This window comes from Extensimonas vulgaris (assembly GCF_003337425.1).
In the GTDB taxonomy this organism is placed as follows: domain Bacteria; phylum Pseudomonadota; class Gammaproteobacteria; order Burkholderiales; family Burkholderiaceae_C; genus Extensimonas; species Extensimonas vulgaris.
On record NZ_QPJU01000006.1, the window covers coordinates 106,852 to 125,773 of the forward strand.

Below are 18,922 nucleotides of genomic sequence, written 5' to 3' on the forward strand. Positions count from 1 at the left end.
ACGCTGCGCCGGACAAGGAACCTGCACACCGCGCCGAAGGCTTGTTGCAGCCGGTGGTGATCACCAGCGGTACGGCAGAGCGTACACGCTGGGACACGCCAGCCACGCTGGACGTCGTCGAAGGCGATGAGATCCGCGCCCACCCGCTGCAGGTCAATCTCTCCGAAAGCCTGGGGCGTGTGCCTGGACTCATGGTGCTGAACCGGCAGAACTACGCGCAGGATTTGCAAATTTCTGTGCGCGGCTACGGTGCGCGCTCCACGTTCGGCGTGCGCGGCGTGCGTTTGTTCGTCGATGGCATTCCAGCCACGGCCCCGGATGGGCAGGGGCAAGCGGCCAACTTTCCGCTGGGCAGTGCCGAGCGCATCGAAGTGATTCGCGGGCCATTCGCTGCGCTCTACGGCAGCTCGTCGGGTGGCGTGATTTCGCTCTACACGCGCGAGGGCGCGGAGCCTGCCGTGCGCGCAGGTGTTGCGGGCGGGGCCGACGGCGTGCGCCGCGCCTCGGGCCAGGCCGAAGGCCGGGTGGGCGCGCTGGGCTACCTGGTCGACGTTGCGCATTTCACCACCGACGGCTTGCGTGCGCAGTCGGCGGCGCGCCGCGACAACGCCTATTTCAAGCTCTCGCACAGCGATGAGGATGGCCGCCTCGTGGCCGTGTTCAGCCGCCAAACCGGCAACGCACAGGACCCGCTCGGCCTCTCGCGTGCCGAATTCAATGCCAACCCCTTTCAGACCACCGCAGCGGCCACAACGTTCAATACACGCAAGTCGAGCGAGCAAAACCAGCTCGGCCTCGCCTGGGAGCATTCCCTGGGTGGCGGGCACCGGCTCGAATGGATGGCGTATGGCGGCGAGCGCCAGGTCCGGCAGTTCCAGGCCATTCCCCCTGCGGCGCAGACCGCGCCCACGAGCGCCGGCGGCGTGATCGACCTGCAGCGCAACTATGGCGGCACGAACGCCCGCTGGCGCTTCGAGCGCAGCTTGGCAGAGGGCCGCTTGAGCGCCTCCGCCGGCGTGGCTTACGACCGGCAGAACGAGTGGCGCCGCGGCTTCGAGAACTTTCTCGGCACGGCATCGGCCCCAACGGCACTGGGTGTGCAAGGTGCGCTGCGGCGCGACGAGGACAACACGGCGAGCACGCTCGATCCTTACGCACAACTCGCCTGGGAGAGCGCCCGCTGGACGCTGAGCGCGGGTGTGCGCCACTCCACCGTGCGCTTCGACTCGCGCGACCACTACATCACGCCGCGCAACCCCGACGACAGCGGCGCGAGCCGCTACAGCGGCACCATGCCGGTGCTGGGCTTGCGCTACCGCTTGTCCGATGCGTTGCAGCTGTACGCGAACACAGGCCGCGGGTTCGAGACGCCCACTTTGAATGAAGTCGCATACAAGGCCTCGGGCGCAAGCGGGCTCAACAGCCAGCTCGCGGCGAGCAAAAGCCGTAACAGCGAGGTCGGCCTGCGCGGACGCCACGGCAGCCTGGGCTGGACGGCCACCGCCTTCGACATTCGCACCGACGATGAAATCGCCGTGCTCACGAACACGGGCGGGCGCTCCACCTACCAGAACGTAGGCCGCAGCCTGCGCCGCGGCGTGGAACTTTCGGGCGAGACGCAGTGGGCACGGGTGCATGCCAGCGTGGCCTGGACGCTCATGAAAGCGATTTACCGCGACGGTTTTTTCTCCTGCACGGCGAGCCCGTGCAGCAAGCCCAACGTGCCCGTGCCCGGCGGCAACCGCATCCCTGGCGTTGCGCGCGAGCAGTTGTTCGTGCAACTCGACTGGGAGCCGCACCCATTGCCGGCTGTGTTCACGCTCGAGCTGCGCCACATGGGGTCGATTTTCGTGAACGACACCAACACCGACGCAGCGCCCGCCTACACCATCGCCAGCCTGGGCGCGCAGTTCAAGCGCCAGCAGGGGCCGTGGGAGCTGCGCGCGCTGGCACGCTTGGACAACCTCACGAACCGCGTCTATGCCGGCTCGGTGATCGTGAACGAAGGCAACCAGCGATATTTCGAGACAGCGCCCGGACGCTCGGCGTTCGTGGGCGTGGAGCTGCAGCGCCGCTTCGATTGAGAACACATTTTGGGAGACGTGTGATGGACCTCAAAGTCAATGGCAAAACACATGCTTTGCGCGACGACCAGGCCGCACCCGACATGCCCTTGCTCTGGGCGCTGCGCGACGTGCTGCAGCTCACGGGCACCAAGTTCGGCTGTGGCATTGGCGCTTGTGGCGCGTGCACCGTGCACGTGGACGGCCAGGCCGTGCGCTCGTGCGTGATGCCACTGTCTGCCGTGCAGGGGCGTGAGGTGCGCACGATCGAAGGGCTGGCCTCGCCCGCCGGTCTGCACGCCCTGCAGACCGCCTGGGTCGCGCAGCAGGTGCCGCAGTGCGGCTACTGCCAAAGCGGCATGCTCATGGCCGCGGCAGATTTGCTCGCGCGCCACCCGCAGCCCACCGACGCCCAGATCGACGAGGCCATAGCCAATCTGTGCCGCTGCGGCACCTACCCGCGTGTGCGCGCTGCCATCCATGCCGCGGCGCGCGCACAGGGCGCGGCAGCGGTGCCTGCGCCGCAGGTGCTGCGATGAAGCGCCGTACCTTCGTGCTGAGTGCCCTGGGCGGTGCAGGGTTGCTCGTGGTGGGTTGGGGTGTGGCGCCGCAGCGCTCGCGCCTGGGCAAACCCGAGGACTTTGCCGGCAGCCAGGGCGACATCGCGCTCAATGGCTGGATACGCATCACCGCGCAGGGCCGCGTGGTCATGGCCATGCCACGCGCCGAAATGGGGCAGGGCGTGCACACGGCGCTGCCCATGTTGGTGGCCGACGAGCTGGATGTGCCGCTCGAGTGGGTCAGTACCGAAACCGCGGGGCCGCAATCCATTTACGGCAACGTGGCCATGTTCGTCGCGTCGCTGCCTTTTCATCCGCGCAGCACCCAGCCGGGCCAGGAAACGGTGGCGGCACGCACGGGCCAATGGTTGGTCGGCAAGCTCGCGCGCGAGCTGGGACTGAGCGTGACCGGCGGCTCTTCGAGCGTGACCGATGCCTGGGAGCCGGTGCGTCTGGCCGCGGCCACGGCGCGCGCGCAGCTGGTGGCGGCCGCAGCCCAGCGCTGGGGCGTGCCGGCCGCTGAAGTCCAGATACTCAACGGCACGCTGCAGCATGGCGCGCGCCGCGCCCATTTGGGTGAACTGGCCAAAGCGGCCGTGCGCATCCAGCCCGAGCAGGTGCGCCCCAAAACCGCAGCGCAGCGCAAACTCATCGGCCAGGCCGCGCTGCGCCGCGACGTACCCGCGAAGGTCACGGGGCAGGCCGTGTTCGGCATCGATGTGCGGCCGCCCGGTTTGCTGTTTGCCGCCGTGCGCATGGCGCCCATGCTGGGCGGGCGTATGGGCGCGCTGCGCAACGAGGCAGAGGTGCTGCGCATGCCCGGCGTGCAAAAGTGCCTGCGTCTGGGCGCGCACGCTGGCGCCACGGCGGGCGTGGCCGTGGTGGCGCACACCACCTGGCACGCCTTGCGCGCAGTGCAGGCGCTCGACGTGCAATGGCTGGCGCCAGCTGACGACCAAGGCCAGCCCAGGCCGCCGCAGGCACTGGCCGATTCCGACCGCATCCTGCAGGCCCTCGTGCATGAGGCCAAGGAGGGCGACGGCGGCACCACGTTCCATAGCCGCGGCGATGCCGCGCAGGCCGAAGCGCAGGCGCACCACCAGATCGAGGCAACGTACCAGGCACCTTACCTGGCGCACGCCACCATGGAGCCCATGAACGGCACCGCCTTGCTGCAGGACGGCCGGCTGACGCTGTGGCTGCCGACGCAAGTGCCCTCACAAGCGCGCAAGCTCGCGGCCAAGGCGGCGGGGGTGGACGAAGCGCAAGTGCTCTTGCACGTGACCTTGCTCGGCGGCGGCTTTGGCCGGCGCCTCGAAGTGGACTACGTGCTGCAGGCGATGGAGGCCGCCAAAGCCATGCCCGGGCGGCCGGTGCAAATCCTGTGGCCGCGCGAGGAAGACACGACACACGACTTCTACCGCCCCGCGAGCGCTGCGCACCTGCGCGCGAGCTGGGGTGCGGACTGGGGCTCGGCGGGTGCGGTGGGTGCGGTAGGTGTGCGCCCGCAAAGCCTGCGCATTCACAGCGCGGGCGATGCCATCACGCCGCGCTGGATGGCGCGCACGCTGCCCGCGCTGGCCGGGCCCGTGGACATGCCCGACAAAACCGCCATGGAGGGCATGTTCGACCAGCCCTACGCCATCGCGCACCAGCACATGCGCCACGCGGCCACGCGCAACGAGGTGCCGGTGGGCTTCTGGCGCTCGGTGGGGCATTCGCACCATGCGTTTTTCATCGAGAGCTTCATCGACGAGATGGCGGCCGAGAGCAAGGCCGACCCGGTGGCCTTCCGACTGTCGCTGCTGGCCGACATGCCGCGCCATGCGGCCGTGCTGCGCCTGGCGGCAGACAAGGCTGGCTGGGGCGCTCCGCTTGCCGCAGGCCGCGCGCGCGGTGTGGCCTTGCACGAATCCTTTGGCAGCATCGTCGCGCAGGTGGCGGAGGTCACGCTCGACAAGGGCGCGCCGCGCGTGCACCGCGTGGTCGTGGCGGTGGACTGCGGCACCGTGGTCAACCCCGACATCGTCGCGCAGCAGATGGAGAGCGGGGTGATCTTCGGTCTCACGGCTGCGCTGCATGGCCGCATCGACGTCAAGGGCGGCATGGTGCAGCAAAAAAGCTTCCCCGACTACCCGCTGCTGGGTCTGGCGCAAAGCCCGGTCATCGAGACGCACATCGTCCCCAGCAGCCTGCCCCCGACAGGCGTGGGCGAGCCCGGCACGCCGCCCATCGCGCCGGCCGTGGCCAATGCCTTGTTTGCCCTGACCGGCAAGCGCCTGCGTGCGCTGCCCCTGCGCTTGGTGTAGGCGTTCTTTGGGGTGCGCGCTGCCCCCCGCATACAATGCGCCGTTTCCCGTCCTCTGCCGGTTTCATTGGCGGGCGGGCGGTTTTTTCATCGTTTCGATAGGGTTTTCTCGTGCTGATTTCTTCCGCTTTTGCCCAAACCGCGCCGGCCGCAGCTGCCGGCGGCGGCAACCTGATGTCCTCGCTCACGAGCATGATGCCCCTGGTGTTGATGTTCGTGGTGCTCTACTTCATCATGATCCGCCCGCAGATGAAGCGTCAGAAAGAACACCGCGCCATGATCGAAGCGCTGGCCAAAGGTGATGAGGTCGTCACTTCGGGCGGCTTGATCGGCAAGGTGACGCGCCTGTCGGAGGGCTTTTTGCACCTCGAAGTGGCGCCGGGTGTGGAAGTGCAAGTGCAGCGTAGCGCCGTTGCACAGGTGCTGCCCAAGGGCACGCTGAGCACGGGTAAATAAGTCCGGCGCGCGGCTTTTTGCGTCACGGGGCTCGGCCCCATTGTCTGCGAGCGATCTCATGAACCGTTACCCGGTCTGGAAGTACGCGATCCTGGTGATCGTGCTGCTGGTGGGCGTGTTGTACGCGCTGCCGAATTTCTTTGGTGAGGCGCCGGCCGTGCAGGTTTCGCCGGCCAAAGCCAGCGTCAAAGTCGATGCGCAGGTACAAGAGCGCGCCTTGCAAGCATTGCAAAGCGCAGGCATCACGCCCGACCTGGTAAGCCTGGACGGCAATTCGTTGCGCGTGCGCCTGGACAGCCCCGACACGCAGCTCAAGGCGCGTGACGTGCTGCAAAAAGCACTGGTGCCCGACCCGAGCGACCCGCCCTACATCGTTGCGCTGAACCTGGTGTCGCGCTCGCCCGCCTGGCTCACGGCGCTGCATGCGCGGCCCATGTACCTGGGGCTGGACTTGCGCGGCGGCGTGCATTTCATGCTGCAAGTGGACATGCAGGCGGCGCTGACCAAGCGCGCCGAGGGGCTCGCCGGTGACTTGCGCACCACCTTGCGCGACAAGGGGCTGCGTCACGGCGGCGTGCGCCGCGACGGCCAGACGGTCGAAGTGCTGCTGCCCGACGAAGCCACGCTGACGGCGGTGCGCAACTTGGTGGCCGATCAGTTTCCAGAGCTGCAGGCGAGCAGCGCGCCGGACGCCAACGGCTTCAAGCTGACGCTCGCCATCAAGCCCGAGGCCGCGCGGCGCGTGCAGGAGCAGGCGCTCAAGCAGAACATTTTGACGCTGCACAATCGCATCAACGAGCTCGGCGTGGCCGAACCGGTGATCCAGCAGCAGGGGCTGGACCGCATCATCGTCCAGCTGCCCGGCGTGCAGGACACCGCCAAGGCCAAGGACATTCTGGGCCGCACCGCGACGCTCGAGGTGCGCATGGTCGACGAGAGCGCCGAGGCACGCGCGGCCGAGGCCGGCACGGGCCCCGTGCCCTTCGGTTCGGAGCGCTACCTGGACCGCGCGGGCCAGCCCGTGATCGTGAAAAAGCAGGTGATCCTCACGGGCGACAACCTCACCGATGCGCAGCCTGGCTTCGACAGCCAGACGCAGGAGCCGACGGTGAACCTGACGCTCGACGCCAAGGGCGCGCGCATCTTCCGCGACGTCACGCGCGAGAACGTGGGCAAGCGCATGGCCATCATCCTGTTCGAAAAGGGCAAGGGCGAAGTGGTCACGGCGCCCGTGATCCGCACCGAGATCGGCGGCGGGCGCGTGCAGATTTCCGGGCGCATGACCACGGCCGAGGCCAACGACACCGCGCTGCTGCTGCGCGCGGGCTCGCTCGCCGCGCCCATGGAGATCGTCGAGGAATACACCATAGGCCCGAGCCTGGGCGCCGACAACATCGAGCGCGGCATCCACAGCGTGGTCTGGGGGCTGCTTGCGATTGCCGTCTTCATGTGCGCCTACTACATGCTGTTCGGCGTGTTCTCGAGCATTGCGCTGGCCGTGAACGTGCTCCTGCTGATCGCCGTGCTGTCGATGCTGCAGGCCACGCTCACGCTGCCGGGCATCGCCGCGATGGCGCTGGCCATAGGCATGGCGATCGACTCGAACGTGCTCATCAACGAGCGCATCCGCGAGGAACTGCGCGCGGGCGTGGCGCCGCAAGCGGCGATCCACGCGGGCTACGAGCGTGCCTGGGCGACCATTTTGGACTCGAACGTGACCACCCTGATCGCCGGCCTGGCGCTGCTGGCCTTTGGCTCGGGGCCGGTGCGCGGCTTTGCCGTGGTGCACTGCATAGGCATTTTGACGAGCATGTTCTCGGCGGTGTTCTTCTCGCGCGGCCTCGTGAACCTCTGGTACGGGCGCAAGAAAAAGCTCAAGAGCATTTCCATCGGCCAGGTCTGGAAGCCAGACGCCGACAAGCGCAGCGCGAACCCCGCGAACCCATCGAAATAAGGCCGCCCCAGCCTGCCAAGGAACAAGCCATGGAGTTTTTCCGCATTCGCAAAGACATCCCGTTCATGCGCCACGCGCTGGTGTTCAACGCGATCTCTTTCATCACCTTCGCGCTCGCGGTGTTCTTTCTGTTCACACGTGGCCTGCACCTGTCGGTCGAATTCACGGGGGGCACCGTGATGGAGGTGGCCTACAGCCAGCCTGCCGACCTCGCGCAGGTGCGTGAGGCCGTCTCGCGCCTGGGCTACAGCGACGTGCAGGTGCAAAACTTTGGCACCGCACGCGACGTGCTGATCCGCCTGCCCGTGCAAAAGGGCGTGAGCTCGGCGCAGCAGAGCGAGCAGGTGCTGGGTGCGCTCAAGGCCGTCGACCCCAACGTGCAGCTGCGCCGCACAGAGTTCGTGGGCCCGCAGGTCGGCGAGGAGCTCGTGCGCGGCGGCCTCATGGCGCTGGCCGTGGTGGTCGCCGGCATCGTGATCTATCTGGCGTTTCGCTTCGAGTGGAAGTTCGGCGTTGCGGCGATCATCGCGAACCTGCACGACGTGGTCATCATCCTGGGTTTTTTTGCGTTCTTCCAGTGGGAGTTTTCGCTCTCCGTGCTCGCCGCGGTGCTCGCGGTGCTCGGTTATTCGGTCAACGAATCGGTGGTGATCTTCGACCGTATCCGCGAGGCTTTCCGCAAATACCGCAAGATGAGCACGCCCGAGGTCATAGACCACGCGATCACCAGCACCATGAGCCGCACCATCATCACGCACGGCTGCACCGAGGCCATGGTGCTCTCGATGTTTTTCTTCGGCGGGCCCAGCCTGCACTACTTTTCGCTGGCGCTGACCATTGGCATCCTGTTCGGCATTTACTCTTCGGTGTTCGTGGCCGCGGCGATTGCGATGTGGCTGGGCGTGAAGCGCGAAGACCTCGTCAAAGGGGAGAAGAAGAAAGAAGGCGACCCGAACGACCCGAACGCCGGCGCCGTGGTGTGATCGCCGATGCCCTGGTTGTGCCCCAGCCAGACTTAAGGGTTTGAGGTCGAACCATGTCCGCCGCCACTTCGCCCGACGCACGCCGACGCCTGAGCTGGCAGGCGCGGGAGCGTTTCGTGCAAGGTCTTTGCACGCAACTCCCGGCCCTGGACAAGCTGCTTCTAGACCACTTGACCGAACGTATGGCCGCGCCGGGCACCTTGCGTGAGATGCAGTCACGCCGCGATGCCTGGATGCTCTATCAACAGCGGCACGAGCGCTGGATGGCGTACGTGGAGCAGGCGCTGCGCCAGGCTGCCAGCGCCGCAGTTGCGGCCAAACCCGCCGCGGCCAGTGCGCCGCCGCGCTCGTTCGAGCTGCTGAGCGACGACGTGATGGAAAACAAAATCACTGCCACACGCATGGCAACGGCGGTGATGGAGCAAGTCGGTCTGCAGTTCGAAACTGTGCGCCAGCGCACGCAGACGCTGGAGGGCGATGCGCCGCCCGCACAGGACATTCTGCGGCCTGAATCGGTCTGCCTCGTGTTCGTCGAGCAGTGGACGCGGGCCGACCTGCTGCGTGAGCAATTTCAGGTCGTGCAAGAGCCGCTGCAGCGTGCGCTGGCAAATCTATTGCAAAAACAATACCAGGCCATCATCGACTGGTATACCGAGCAAGGCATCACTGCGCAAACCGATTTGCGTGCACGCGTGCGCCGCACGCCGGCGGCGAGCCCGGCAGGCCACGGGGTTGCGGTCGAACAGCCCGCTGCACGGGCAGCGAATGCGGCGCAAAGTCCACAGCCGGGCATGCCCGCACATGGCAGCAAGCCTGACACCTTTTCACCGGACATGACGCCGGCAGGGCGAGCCGGGTTTGCTCCAGCGCCTGGACTTTCCCCTGCTGGGGGTGAGACGCCCTGGACATGGGCCAGGGCGCGGGCACAAAACATCATGGGCCAGCTGCGCCGACTGCTGCAGCAGCCCGCAACCGGACTGGATTTGGTGCATGCGCCACCCGCATCTCCTGCACTTGCCCAAGCACTGGCGCACCCACCCACGCAAGCTGCTAGCTTTTATGTGAGCATCAGTCCGACTCTTTTGAGCGCTGATCCGGTGCTTGCGGTGCGGCGCTCTGCTGAAGCCGCGCGCAAACAGACCGATGAGCTCAAGCAAAAAGCCAGTACGGCGAGCGAAAAGGCCATCATAGAAATCGTGGCGCTGATGTTCCAGGCGATCCTTGCCGAGGAGCGCATTCCCCCGAACGTCCGGGTATGGTTCGCGCGGCTGCAAGTTCCCGTATTGCGCGTCGCGCTCGCCGAACCCGCGTTCTTCAACGATCTCAAGCATCCGGCGCGTCAACTCATAGACCGTATGGGAGGCTGTGTGATGGGCTTTGATGCCAGCACGCTGTCTGGTTCGGCGCTCGAGGCGGAAATCCGCCGTGTCGTACAAGTGATCGAGCAATACCCGGAAACCGGCGGGCGGGTCTTTCAGCTCATGCTCGATGAATTCGAGCAATTTCTGGCCAAATTTTTGACGGAAAAACCCAGTACGGCACGCATTGTGAGCGTGGCGCAGCAGGTCGAGCAAAAAGAGACACTGGCGATCCAATACACGATCGAGCTACGCAGCATGCTGCAGGACGTGCCGGTGCGCGACGAGATCCGCGACTTTCTTTTCAAGACTTGGGCGGAGGTACTCGCCCTGTCGGCCGTGCGTGCGGGCCCCCAACATGCCGACACCCTCGCCTTCAAGCGCGCCGCGGCGGACCTGATCTGGGCCGCGAGTGCCAAGCCCCAGCGCAGCGAGCGTGCACAGGTCATCAAAATGTTGCCGGGCATGTTGCAGCATCTGCGGCAAGGATTGACCCTGCTGGGCATCACGGGTGCGAAGCAGGACGCCCAGATCAAGGTGCTCACCGACACGCTGGCCGAAGCCTTTCTCTCCAAGACGCAGGCCATTGCGCAAGAGCATATCGACGCGTTTGCGCAGCGCCTCGCACACCTCGAAGACTTCATCGACGATGCCGCGTTTGCCGACATGCCGCTGAATGCCGACAACGTCGAAATGCTGCTCGGTATCGATGCCGCTACGCTCGATGTTCTTGCGGACAATGACGTGCAAGTGAGCGAGGCCGCGCTCGCCTGGGTTCAAGCGTTACCACTCGGCGCCTGGTTTACGCTGGACCACAATGGCACCCAAGTCGCGGTGCAATACGTGTGGCAGAGCGCGCGCCGCCAACTGCACCTTTTTGCCGCCACGAGCGGGCACGGCTATCTGATTCAACAGCGGCGCCTGGCAGCCTACGCGCAAGCAGGGCTGCTCGCGGGCCTCGACGATGAAGGCCTGAGCCTGCGCGCGACGCGCGATGCGCTGACCAAACTGGATGCCAATCCAGAGCGCCTGTTGGGCTGATTCAGTCCTTTGACCCAGATTGTTCATTCGGACGCGGGATGATCGTTCTCCTTCATTGCGAGGGCCGAAGGCCCGCGGCAATCCATGGGCCTTAAAAGCGCCTGTGCACGCTGCGAAGGACGAGACTGGATTGCCGCGCCCCTGCGGGGCTCGCAATGACGGGTAGTTTTTGCCGCAGCCAAAATGACCGGCAGCCGTTCGTCAGCGTCCGCGTAGGCGCGCAGCACCGCCTCATGGACAATCTGGGTTCAATGCTTTTCTTTGATGAAAAAAGCGGCACACGTGCCCAGCGCGGCCCCGGCCATCACATACAGCGCAGGCGCCATGGGTGAGCCCGTTGTGCGGATCAGCCAGGTGACGATGAATTGGGCGAAGCCGCCAAAAACCATCACCGCCAGGTTGTACGCCAATGACATGCCAGCCGAACGTGCCTCGGGTGGAAACAGCTCAGCCATCAAGGTGCTGAAGGTGCTGAAAAATACAGACACGAACAAGCAAATCACCAATTGGGCGGCAAGCAACTTGGGTGTGCTCGGTGCGGCTGCTACCCACGCATAGAGTGGGTAGAGCAGCACCAAATAGCACAGCAAAGAGCCGATGGTGAGCGTGCGTCGCCCGATGCGGTCGGACAGCGCGCCCATGAAGGGCATGAGCAACACAATCATCGCCGCTCCCAGCATTTGCACCATGAACGCATCGCGCAGCGGCAAGCCGAGCGTGACAGTGGCATAGGTCACGAGGTAAGTAAAAGTGATATAGACCGACACCGTGACAGCAACCACCAAGCCGATCCCTACCAACATCTCGCGCGCATGGGTGCGCACAAGCTCGACCAAGCCAAGCGCGCGTGCTTGCCCGCTCGCTCGGGCGGCAAGCATCTGCTGGAACACTTCAGGCTCCTCCACATGACTGCGGATGTAAAGTGCCACGGGCGCGATTAGCAGGCCGATGGCGAAGGGAATGCGCCACGCCCAGGCCATGAGCTGCTCGGTGCTGAAGACATTGGTGATCAACATGCCCGTGGCGGAGCCCAGCAGCAGGGCCAGCATTTGCCCCGTCATCTGCCAAGATCCATAAAAGCCCCGCCTGCCAGGCGCTGCGAGCTCGATCAACAAGGCGGTCGAGGTGCCAAACTCGCCGCCTGCGGCAAAGCCCTGCAGCAAGCGCGCGAGCACGATGCACAGCGGCGCGAGCACGCCCACGGCCGCGTAGGTCGGCGCCAGCGTGATGATCGCGATGGCCACGGCCATGAGCCCCGTGACGAGCACCATCGCGGCCTTGCGCCCTTTGCGATCGCCATACAGCCCCAGTACGATGCCGCCCACGGGGCGCATGAAAAAGCCCACACCGAAGACCGCCGTGGTCATGAGAATCTGGTTGAGCTTGTCGTCGGGATTGCTCGGGTCGCTCGGGAAGAACAGCTTGGCGACGATGGGCGTCATGAAGGCGAAGACCAAAAAGTCGTACCACTCGAGGGCGTTGCCGATCACGGCTGCGAGAATGCTGCGTTTGGAAACGCGGTGGGAATCGGTGTGCGTTTTCATCGGAATGCGTGCAGGTTGATCAAAAAGCCGGCATAAGAGGCAGAATCGGAAACCATGCCTGCGGCGTAGGCTTTGTCTTTATACATTCCTTACTTCACTTTTGCTCGCCATGCGGTGCCTGTACCGACGTCGCGAGCACGGAAACATCCCATGACCTGGAAGAACTCGCGCGAATGGCTCACCACGCTGGTGGCGTTCGACACCACGAGCCGCAACTCCAACCTGGCCCTGATCGAGTGCGTGCGCGACGCGCTCGCAGCGCTGGGCGTGCCGGCCACGCTCATCCACGCGCCGAGCGGCGGCAAGGCCAACCTCTTTGCCACGCTGCCTGCGCACGATGGCGGGCAGCAGGGTGGCATCGTGCTCTCGGGCCACACCGACGTGGTGCCGGTGGACGGCCAGGTGTGGGACACCGACCCTTTCCAGCTCACCGAGCGCGCGGGCCGTCTGTACGGGCGCGGCAGTTGTGACATGAAAGGCTTCATCGCCTGCGCGCTCGCGCTGGTGCCCGAGTTTCTCGCCATGCCGCGCGCCCGACCCTTGCATTTGGCTTTTTCGTACGACGAGGAGGTTGGCTGCGTAGGGGCGCCGCTGCTGCTCGAGCAACTCAAACTGCGCGGTGCACGCTTCGACGGTTGCGTGGTCGGCGAGCCCACGAGCATGCGCGTGGTGGTCGCGCACAAGGGCATTCACTTGTTTCGCTGCCGGGTGCACGGTAAGGCGGCGCATTCCTCGCTCACCCCGCAAGGCAGCAATGCGATCGAGCATGCGGCGCGGCTGATCTGCCGCATTCGCGACATCGCCGACCACTTTAAGGCGAACGGGCCGTACGATGAATTTTTCGACGTGCCCTACACGACCTTGACCACGAACCAGATCCACGGCGGCATCGCGGTCAACACCATTGCCGACCTGTGCGAGTTTGCCTATGAGTTCCGCAATCTGCCCGGCATGTCGATGGAGCACATCCAAGGGCAGATCGAAGCCTATGTGCGCGATGAGCTGCTGCCGCGCATGCAGCACGAATATGCCGATGCGCGCGTAGAGATCCAGGCGCTGGCCAGCGCACCGGCGCTCGAAGCCTCGGAGCAAGCGGCGATCACCGCGCTGGTGCGCGCCCTCACGGGCGACCGCGCCACGCGCAAAGTGGCCTTCGCCACCGAAGGCGGGCTGCTCCAGAACGCCGGCATCCCCACCGTCGTCTGTGGGCCGGGCTCGATCGAGCAGGCGCACAAACCGAACGAATTCGTCGAGCCCGCGCAGCTCGAAGCCTGCGAGCGTTTTTTGCGCCGGCTCGCGCAGTCGCTGTAACGGGGCTGGCCGCGCATTGGCAAACGCTACCATCGCAGCCTTCGCACCCGCACCCGCCGCCACATTCTGCATGCCCGCATTCACCTTCGAAGCCCTGGACGCGCAGGGTCAGACCCGCAAAGGCCTGCTGGAAGCCGACAGCGCCAAGGCCGCGCGCAGCTTGCTGCGCGCGCAGGCGCTGGTGCCGCTGCAGGTGGAGCCGGTAGTCACGGGCGCCGAAGGGGGTGCAGCGCCGGGGCTTTGGCGGCGCCTGTTCACGCGTCCGGTGCTCGGCGCCACGGGGCTTGCGGTGTGGACGCGCCAGCTCGCGGGGCTGGTGACTTCGGGCCTGCCGCTGGAGCGCGCGCTTGCGGCGCTGGCCGACGAGGCCGACGAGCCGCGCCAGCGCGAGCTCGTGGCCGCGCTGCGCGCCGAGGTGAACGCGGGCGTGCCGTTTGCACGCGCGCTCGCGCAGCACCCCCGCGAGTTCTCCGCGGTGTATTGCGCCGTGGTCGGCGCGGGCGAGCACAGCGGACATTTGGGCGAAGTGCTCGAGCGCCTGGCCGACGACCTCGAGGCGCGTCAGGCGCTACAGGCCAAGCTCGTGGGCGCGGCGCTGTACCCGGCCATCGTCACGCTCGTGGCCATCGTGATCGTGCTGTTTCTCGTGGGCTACGTGGTGCCGCAGGTCGCGGGCGTGTTTGCGGGCACCAAGCGCGCGCTGCCGCTGCTCACGGTGCTCATGCTGGGCCTGAGCGAATTTTTGCGCAGCTATGGTTGGCTGCTCCTGGCTGCTTTGGTTGTGATAGCTGCTTGCGCACGCTGGGCCTTGAGATTCGAGCATTTTCGCCTGCAATTCGACGCGGCCTGGCTGCGTCTGCCCGTGCTCGGGCGGCTTGCGCGCGGCTACAACGCGGCGCGCTTTGCGGGCACGCTGGCCATGCTCGCGGGCGCGGGCGTGCCCATCCTCAAGGCGCTGCAGGCCGCAGCCGAGACGCTGCACAACCGCAGCTTGCGCGCCGACGCGCTCGACGCGCTGGTGCTGGTGCGCGAGGGCGCACCGCTGGCCGCGGCGCTCGCGCAGAAAAAGCGCTTTCCGGGGCTGCTCGCGATGTTCGCGCGCCTGGGCGAGCAGACCGGCCAGCTGCCGCTGATGCTGCAGCGTGCCGCGAACCAGCTCGGCGCCGAGGTGCAGCGCCGCGCGCTCGCGCTCGCCACGGTGCTCGAGCCGCTGCTGATCGTCGCCATGGGCCTGATCGTGATGCTGATCGTACTCGCGGTGCTGCAGCCCATCATCGAGCTCAACCAGCTCGTCAAATAGGGTTGTGCCATGGCCGACATTCCGAGCGCCGACGACGACAAACTGGTGGTGGCAATCTCCTCGCGCGCACTGTTCGACTTCGAGGAAGAAAACCGCGTCTTCGACCCCGCCAACCCCAGCGCCTACATGCAGCTGCAGCTCGAGCGCCTGGACACGCCGGCGCGCCCGGGCGTGGCGTTTTCGCTCGTGCGCAAGCTGCTGGCGTTCAACACGCCCGAGCGCCAGCGCGTGGAGGTCGTCGTGCTCTCGCGCAACGACCCGGTGAGCGGCATGCGCGTGTTCCGCTCGGTGCGCGCGCACGGGCTGACCTCGGTGCAGCGCGGCGTGTTCACGCAAGGGGCGGCGCCGTTTCGCTACCTGCGCCCGCTCGGGGCGCACCTGTTCCTTTCGGCCAACGAGGCCGACGTGCGCGAGGCGCTGGCGCTGGGCTTTCCGGCCGCGCAGGTGGCGACGCAGTCGGCCCCCGCTGCCGACACGCACCACAATGAGGTGCGCATTGCCTTCGACGGCGACGCGGTGCTGTTTTCCGACGAGGCCGAGCGCGTCTATCAGACCGCGGGGCTCGACGCCTTCCAGGCGCACGAGGCCGAAAAAGCCGCGCTGCCGCTGCCGCCGGGGCCGTTCAAGCCTTTTCTGGCCGCGCTGCACCGTCTGCAGCAGCGCGGCGGGCCCATGCGCATCCGCACGGCGCTCGTCACGGCGCGTGGTGCCCCGGCGCACGAGCGCGCGATCCAGACGCTGATGCACTGGAACATCGCCGTCGATGAGGCCATGTTCCTCGGCGGCATGCCCAAGGGGCCGTTCCTGCGCGAGTTCGAGCCCGACTTCTTCTTCGACGACCAGACCGGCCACGTGCTCTCGGCCGCGCAGCACGTGCCCGCGGGGCTGGTGCGCAGCGGCATCGCGCACGAAGCGCAAGAAGCGCACAAATAGACACCACGCGGGCGGAACGAATCCGCGCTTTCTTCATCTGCTTTCAGGGTGAACACCATGGCAACCAAAAAGACTTCCTCCCGACGCCGCGCCGCGCAGGACGACCGGTTTGGCGCCGCGTCTGCGCGTGCCGGCGCTGCCGAATCCGCCGAATCCGCCTCACCGGCCACGGCCACGGCCACGGCCACGGCCAACGCGGCTCCTGCCAGCGCGCGCGGCCTGCAGGTGCTCGCCGACGGCGCCGATACCGCGCTCACGCCCGCGGCCAAGGCCTACAACCGCGAGCTCGCGCGCATCGACAAACTCAAGGCACAGATCGCCCGGACTGATGCGCTGGGCCGCAGCTACCAGACCGCCATGCAGAGCCTGCTCGCCCCGCTGTACGAGCGCCGCGATGCACTGCGGCGCGAAATGGTCGCGCTGCTCGTGCCGCACGTGGACGACAAGCGTTTGAGCAAACAGCAGCGCCAGACCGTGCGCCAACTGATCTGCGCCTTTGCCGCCGTGCTCGCCGCCGACGGCGACGCCGAAATGGCCCGCCTGCACGACAAATACAGCCCGCAGACGCTCGCAGAAATAGAGCAGCAAGAGCGCGCTGCGTTTGCCCAAATGGCCAGCAAGATGCTTGGCGAGGAAATCTCCGCGCCCGAAGCCGAGGCCGGCGCAGACGCCTCGCACGAAGACCTGATGATGCGCATGTTTGCCCAGACCAAAGCCAAAATGCAGGAGCAACAGGAGGAATGGGAGCAAGAAAAGGCCGCGCGCAAGAAAAAACCGCGCAAGCTCTCGGCCGCGCAGCAACGCGCCGAGGCTGCGCAGCAGGAGGCCGAGTCCACCTTGCGCGCGATCTTCCGCCAGCTCGCGAGCGCGCTGCACCCCGACCGCGCGGCCAGCGACGACGAGCGCCAGCGCAAAACCGAACTCATGGCCGCCGCCAACCGCGCCTACCAGGACAAGGACATCGTGGCGCTGCTGCAGATCCAGCGCGACGCCGCACTGCTCGACCCCGCGCAGGCGCAGCTGCCGCCCGAAAAGCGCCTGCAAGCGCTCACGCAACTGCTCAAGCAGCAAGTGCTCGAGCTCGAACAAGAGCGCTACGCGCGCCAAAACTACTGGGAACATGTGCTGGACATCGATTTTGGCTACCGCTTCAGCGAAGCCGGGCTGCGCCGCTGGCTGCAAGACCTGCAAGAGGAGGTACAAACCGAATGCGAGGCGCTCGCCCACGATGTTGCACTCGTGCGCGATGGCAAGCGCCTCAAGTCCTGGCTCAACGAACAGCATCGGCTTGCACAGGAGCCAGATTTTTTCGACATCGACATCCTGCCGCCAAGGTGGTGATGTGTTCGCGCGGCGTGGACGCGCCGCCGCCACGCCACCCCCGCGCCGTCCTCACGCCAAGGAGCTGCTCCATGCGAACCCTGTTCCGTCTGCTGCCCGCGCTGGCCCTGGCTTGCATCAGCGCAAGCGTTTGCGCCGACCCGGGCGCTCAGCCGGCTGCCGAAGCGCCTGGCACTTCGGCTTCTGCGGCCGCTGCCAGTGCCTCCAACGCCGCCACGCCTTCGCGCGGCGAGCTCAAGGCCCTGCGCCAGTTTCAGCTGCTCGACGCGAACGGCGACGGCAAACTGAGCCGCGCCGAGGTCGCCCTGTTCCCGCCGCTGGCCGCCGCGTTCGACGAGGCCGACAGCAACCACGACGGATTCGTCACCCCGGATGAAATCCGCGTGTTTTCGGCCAAATACCGTGCCGAACGCGAACGGGCCAAAGCCGCGAAGCAGGCGCAGGAGCAGGCCCAACAGTAAATCGCCTCGCCCGATGGGGCCATTCACCCCGCCTGGCAGATGCGCAGCACTTCCAGGCCCAATTTCTTTGATCCCAGCAGCCTGTCGGACTTTGGGCGTCGATAGCGAGAATGGGCCGCTGCGGCGCATGCGCAGCCGACGATTCGAAAGTCCGACAGGCTGCCAGTTTCCAAATTCAAGAATCCGAAGGGGGCGGCTCCATGCGCACCCGCACCGGGCGCACTGCCTGCAAGTGCACAGTCTGGGTCGGGAAGGCAAAGGCGATACCGCGATCGTTGAGTTCCCGCAGCAGCCGCAGATTGATGGCGTGCTGGGTATTCATGTAGGTGGTGTAATCGGGGGTGAGCATCCAGTAAACCACCTCGAAGTCGAGACTCGCGGCGCCAAAGGCCTTGAAATGTGCGCGGTCGAACCGGGTTTGCGGCTGGGCTTCGATGATTTCACGCACGAGCCCGGGAATGAGCGCCAGCGCCTCTGGCGGGGTGTCGTAAGTCACGCCGAAGCCGAACACGATGCGCCGCTCTTGCATCACCTGGTAGTTGCGCAACCGGGCCTTGGTCAGGTCGGTGTTGGAAAATATCAGAAGCTCTCCAGACAGGGCGCGCACACGCGTCGTCTTCAGGCCGATGTATTCGACTGTGCCCACGTAGCCATCCACATCGATGAAGTGGCCTATCTGGAACGGCTTGTCCATGACGATGGACAGGCTGGAAAACAAGTCGCCCAGGATATTTTGCAATGCAAAACCAACGGCGATGCCGCCGACCCCCAACCCTGCCACCAGGGCCGTGACGTTGATGCCCAGGTTGTCGAGCATCACCAGCAGCACGATCGCCCACAGCGTCACACGCGCGATGAAGCTGGTCACCGCAAACCCGGTAGCCGTTCCAGGGTCGTTTTTGAGGGCACGCTGACGCGAGCGGCGTATCCAAAAATCGATCAGTCGCGCGGCCCAAAGCCCGATTTGCACAAATACACCAACGACCGTTATGACTTCGACCACACGTGACCAGGGGGCGCCAAGCGGCAAATGCGCAGTGGCTGGTCCCAGCACCATGGCGCCGACCAGCCACGGCCGGGTGGCCTCCAGGCCATACACCAGCGCCTCGTCGATCGGGGTAGGGGTACGCTCGGCCAGGCTCCGCAAGCGACGGACCAGGCGCGGGCGCAGCAGCCTGGTTGCAGCCACTGCGAGCAACACGCTCAACACAGGGGCCAGCCAGCCCCAAAGAGAGTAGTCGCGCCAATTTTGTGGTATCCAATCGGGCACTTGAACGCCTCCTTTCGTGTATGTGGCAGCAGCAAAATT

Annotated in this window: 14 protein-coding genes; 12 read left to right on the forward strand and 2 right to left on the reverse strand. The window is 66.1% G+C overall.

From position 1 onward, the window contains the following. The first annotated feature begins 56 nt into the window (after window positions 1–56). The 7 genes from DFR45_RS09795 (at window position 57) to DFR45_RS09825 (ending at window position 10,723) form a co-directional block, all read left to right on the forward strand. Window positions 57–2,084: a TonB-dependent receptor family protein gene (locus tag DFR45_RS09795; RefSeq protein ID WP_144686952.1), complete on the forward strand. Its 2,028-nt coding sequence runs from the start codon at window positions 57–59 to the stop codon at window positions 2,082–2,084. Window positions 2,085–2,107: 23 nt separating this feature from the next. Beyond that, on the forward strand, window positions 2,108–2,602 hold the full coding sequence (locus tag DFR45_RS09800; protein WP_114483541.1) for a (2Fe-2S)-binding protein: 495 nt from the start codon (window positions 2,108–2,110) through the stop codon (window positions 2,600–2,602). Then, entirely contained in the window at window positions 2,599–4,932 is a 2,334-nt protein-coding gene (locus tag DFR45_RS09805) for a xanthine dehydrogenase family protein molybdopterin-binding subunit (RefSeq protein ID WP_114483542.1), read from the forward strand. The genes DFR45_RS09800 and DFR45_RS09805 overlap by 4 nt, the downstream gene beginning before the upstream one ends. Window positions 4,933–5,042: 110 nt before the next feature. After that, window positions 5,043–5,387 (forward strand): preprotein translocase subunit YajC, encoded by a 345-nt coding sequence (gene yajC, locus DFR45_RS09810; RefSeq protein ID WP_114483543.1) that lies wholly within the window; start codon window positions 5,043–5,045, stop codon window positions 5,385–5,387. A gap of 58 nt (window positions 5,388–5,445) precedes the next feature. Further along, on the forward strand, window positions 5,446–7,341 hold the full coding sequence (gene secD, locus DFR45_RS09815; RefSeq protein WP_114483641.1) for a protein translocase subunit SecD: 1,896 nt from the start codon (window positions 5,446–5,448) through the stop codon (window positions 7,339–7,341). 29 nt (window positions 7,342–7,370) lie between these two features. Beyond that, on the forward strand, window positions 7,371–8,324 hold the full coding sequence (gene secF, locus DFR45_RS09820; protein ID WP_114483545.1) for a protein translocase subunit SecF: 954 nt from the start codon (window positions 7,371–7,373) through the stop codon (window positions 8,322–8,324). A 53-nt stretch (window positions 8,325–8,377) separates the two neighbouring features. Next, window positions 8,378–10,723 carry a DUF1631 family protein gene (locus DFR45_RS09825; protein ID WP_114483547.1) on the forward strand — a complete coding sequence of 782 codons (2,346 nt, stop codon included), beginning with the start codon at window positions 8,378–8,380 and terminating at the stop codon, window positions 10,721–10,723. A gap of 248 nt (window positions 10,724–10,971) precedes the next feature. Here the strand turns inward: DFR45_RS09825 and DFR45_RS09830 are convergent, their stop codons facing one another. Further along, complete coding sequence (locus tag DFR45_RS09830) at window positions 10,972–12,267, reverse strand: MFS transporter (protein ID WP_114483548.1); 1,296 nt, start codon at window positions 12,265–12,267, stop codon at window positions 10,972–10,974. A 150-nt stretch (window positions 12,268–12,417) separates the two neighbouring features. Here DFR45_RS09830 and argE point away from each other — a divergent pair, with 150 nt between their 5' ends. From argE to DFR45_RS09855, 5 genes are all read left to right on the forward strand, one after another. Further along, window positions 12,418–13,578 carry an acetylornithine deacetylase gene (gene argE, locus DFR45_RS09835; RefSeq protein ID WP_114483550.1) on the forward strand — a complete coding sequence of 387 codons (1,161 nt, stop codon included), beginning with the start codon at window positions 12,418–12,420 and terminating at the stop codon, window positions 13,576–13,578. Window positions 13,579–13,648: 70 nt separating this feature from the next. Further along, a complete protein-coding gene (gspF, locus tag DFR45_RS09840) occupies window positions 13,649–14,878 on the forward strand; it encodes a type II secretion system inner membrane protein GspF (protein ID WP_114483551.1) in 1,230 nt (409 codons plus the stop codon). 9 nt (window positions 14,879–14,887) lie between these two features. Further along, window positions 14,888–15,811: a 5'-nucleotidase gene (locus DFR45_RS09845; RefSeq protein WP_114483553.1), complete on the forward strand. Its 924-nt coding sequence runs from the start codon at window positions 14,888–14,890 to the stop codon at window positions 15,809–15,811. A 57-nt stretch (window positions 15,812–15,868) separates the two neighbouring features. After that, a complete protein-coding gene (locus DFR45_RS09850) occupies window positions 15,869–17,152 on the forward strand; it encodes a hypothetical protein (RefSeq protein WP_114483555.1) in 1,284 nt (427 codons plus the stop codon). A 71-nt stretch (window positions 17,153–17,223) separates the two neighbouring features. Beyond that, window positions 17,224–17,613 carry an EF-hand domain-containing protein gene (locus DFR45_RS09855; protein ID WP_114483642.1) on the forward strand — a complete coding sequence of 130 codons (390 nt, stop codon included), beginning with the start codon at window positions 17,224–17,226 and terminating at the stop codon, window positions 17,611–17,613. 175 nt (window positions 17,614–17,788) lie between these two features. Here the strand turns inward: DFR45_RS09855 and DFR45_RS09860 are convergent, their stop codons facing one another. Further along, the gene (locus tag DFR45_RS09860) at window positions 17,789–18,883 is read right to left on the reverse strand and encodes a mechanosensitive ion channel family protein (RefSeq protein ID WP_114483557.1); all 1,095 of its coding nucleotides are present in this window, start codon (window positions 18,881–18,883) and stop codon (window positions 17,789–17,791) included. Window positions 18,884–18,922: the final 39 nt, after the last annotated feature.

Coding starts and splice junctions, on each gene's coding strand:
- DFR45_RS09850 (WP_114483555.1), top strand. CDS start 15,869: ATGGCAACCAAAAAGACTTCCTCCCGACGCCGCGCCGCGCAGGACGAC.
- secF (WP_114483545.1), top strand. CDS start 7,371: ATGGAGTTTTTCCGCATTCGCAAAGACATCCCGTTCATGCGCCACGCG.
- DFR45_RS09845 (WP_114483553.1), top strand. CDS start 14,888: ATGGCCGACATTCCGAGCGCCGACGACGACAAACTGGTGGTGGCAATC.
- DFR45_RS09800 (WP_114483541.1), top strand. CDS start 2,108: ATGGACCTCAAAGTCAATGGCAAAACACATGCTTTGCGCGACGACCAG.
- DFR45_RS09830 (WP_114483548.1), bottom strand. CDS start 12,267: ATGAAAACGCACACCGATTCCCACCGCGTTTCCAAACGCAGCATTCTC.
- argE (WP_114483550.1), top strand. CDS start 12,418: ATGACCTGGAAGAACTCGCGCGAATGGCTCACCACGCTGGTGGCGTTC.
- DFR45_RS09805 (WP_114483542.1), top strand. CDS start 2,599: ATGAAGCGCCGTACCTTCGTGCTGAGTGCCCTGGGCGGTGCAGGGTTG.
- secD (WP_114483641.1), top strand. CDS start 5,446: ATGAACCGTTACCCGGTCTGGAAGTACGCGATCCTGGTGATCGTGCTG.
- DFR45_RS09825 (WP_114483547.1), top strand. CDS start 8,378: ATGTCCGCCGCCACTTCGCCCGACGCACGCCGACGCCTGAGCTGGCAG.
- gspF (WP_114483551.1), top strand. CDS start 13,649: ATGCCCGCATTCACCTTCGAAGCCCTGGACGCGCAGGGTCAGACCCGC.
- DFR45_RS09855 (WP_114483642.1), top strand. CDS start 17,224: ATGCGAACCCTGTTCCGTCTGCTGCCCGCGCTGGCCCTGGCTTGCATC.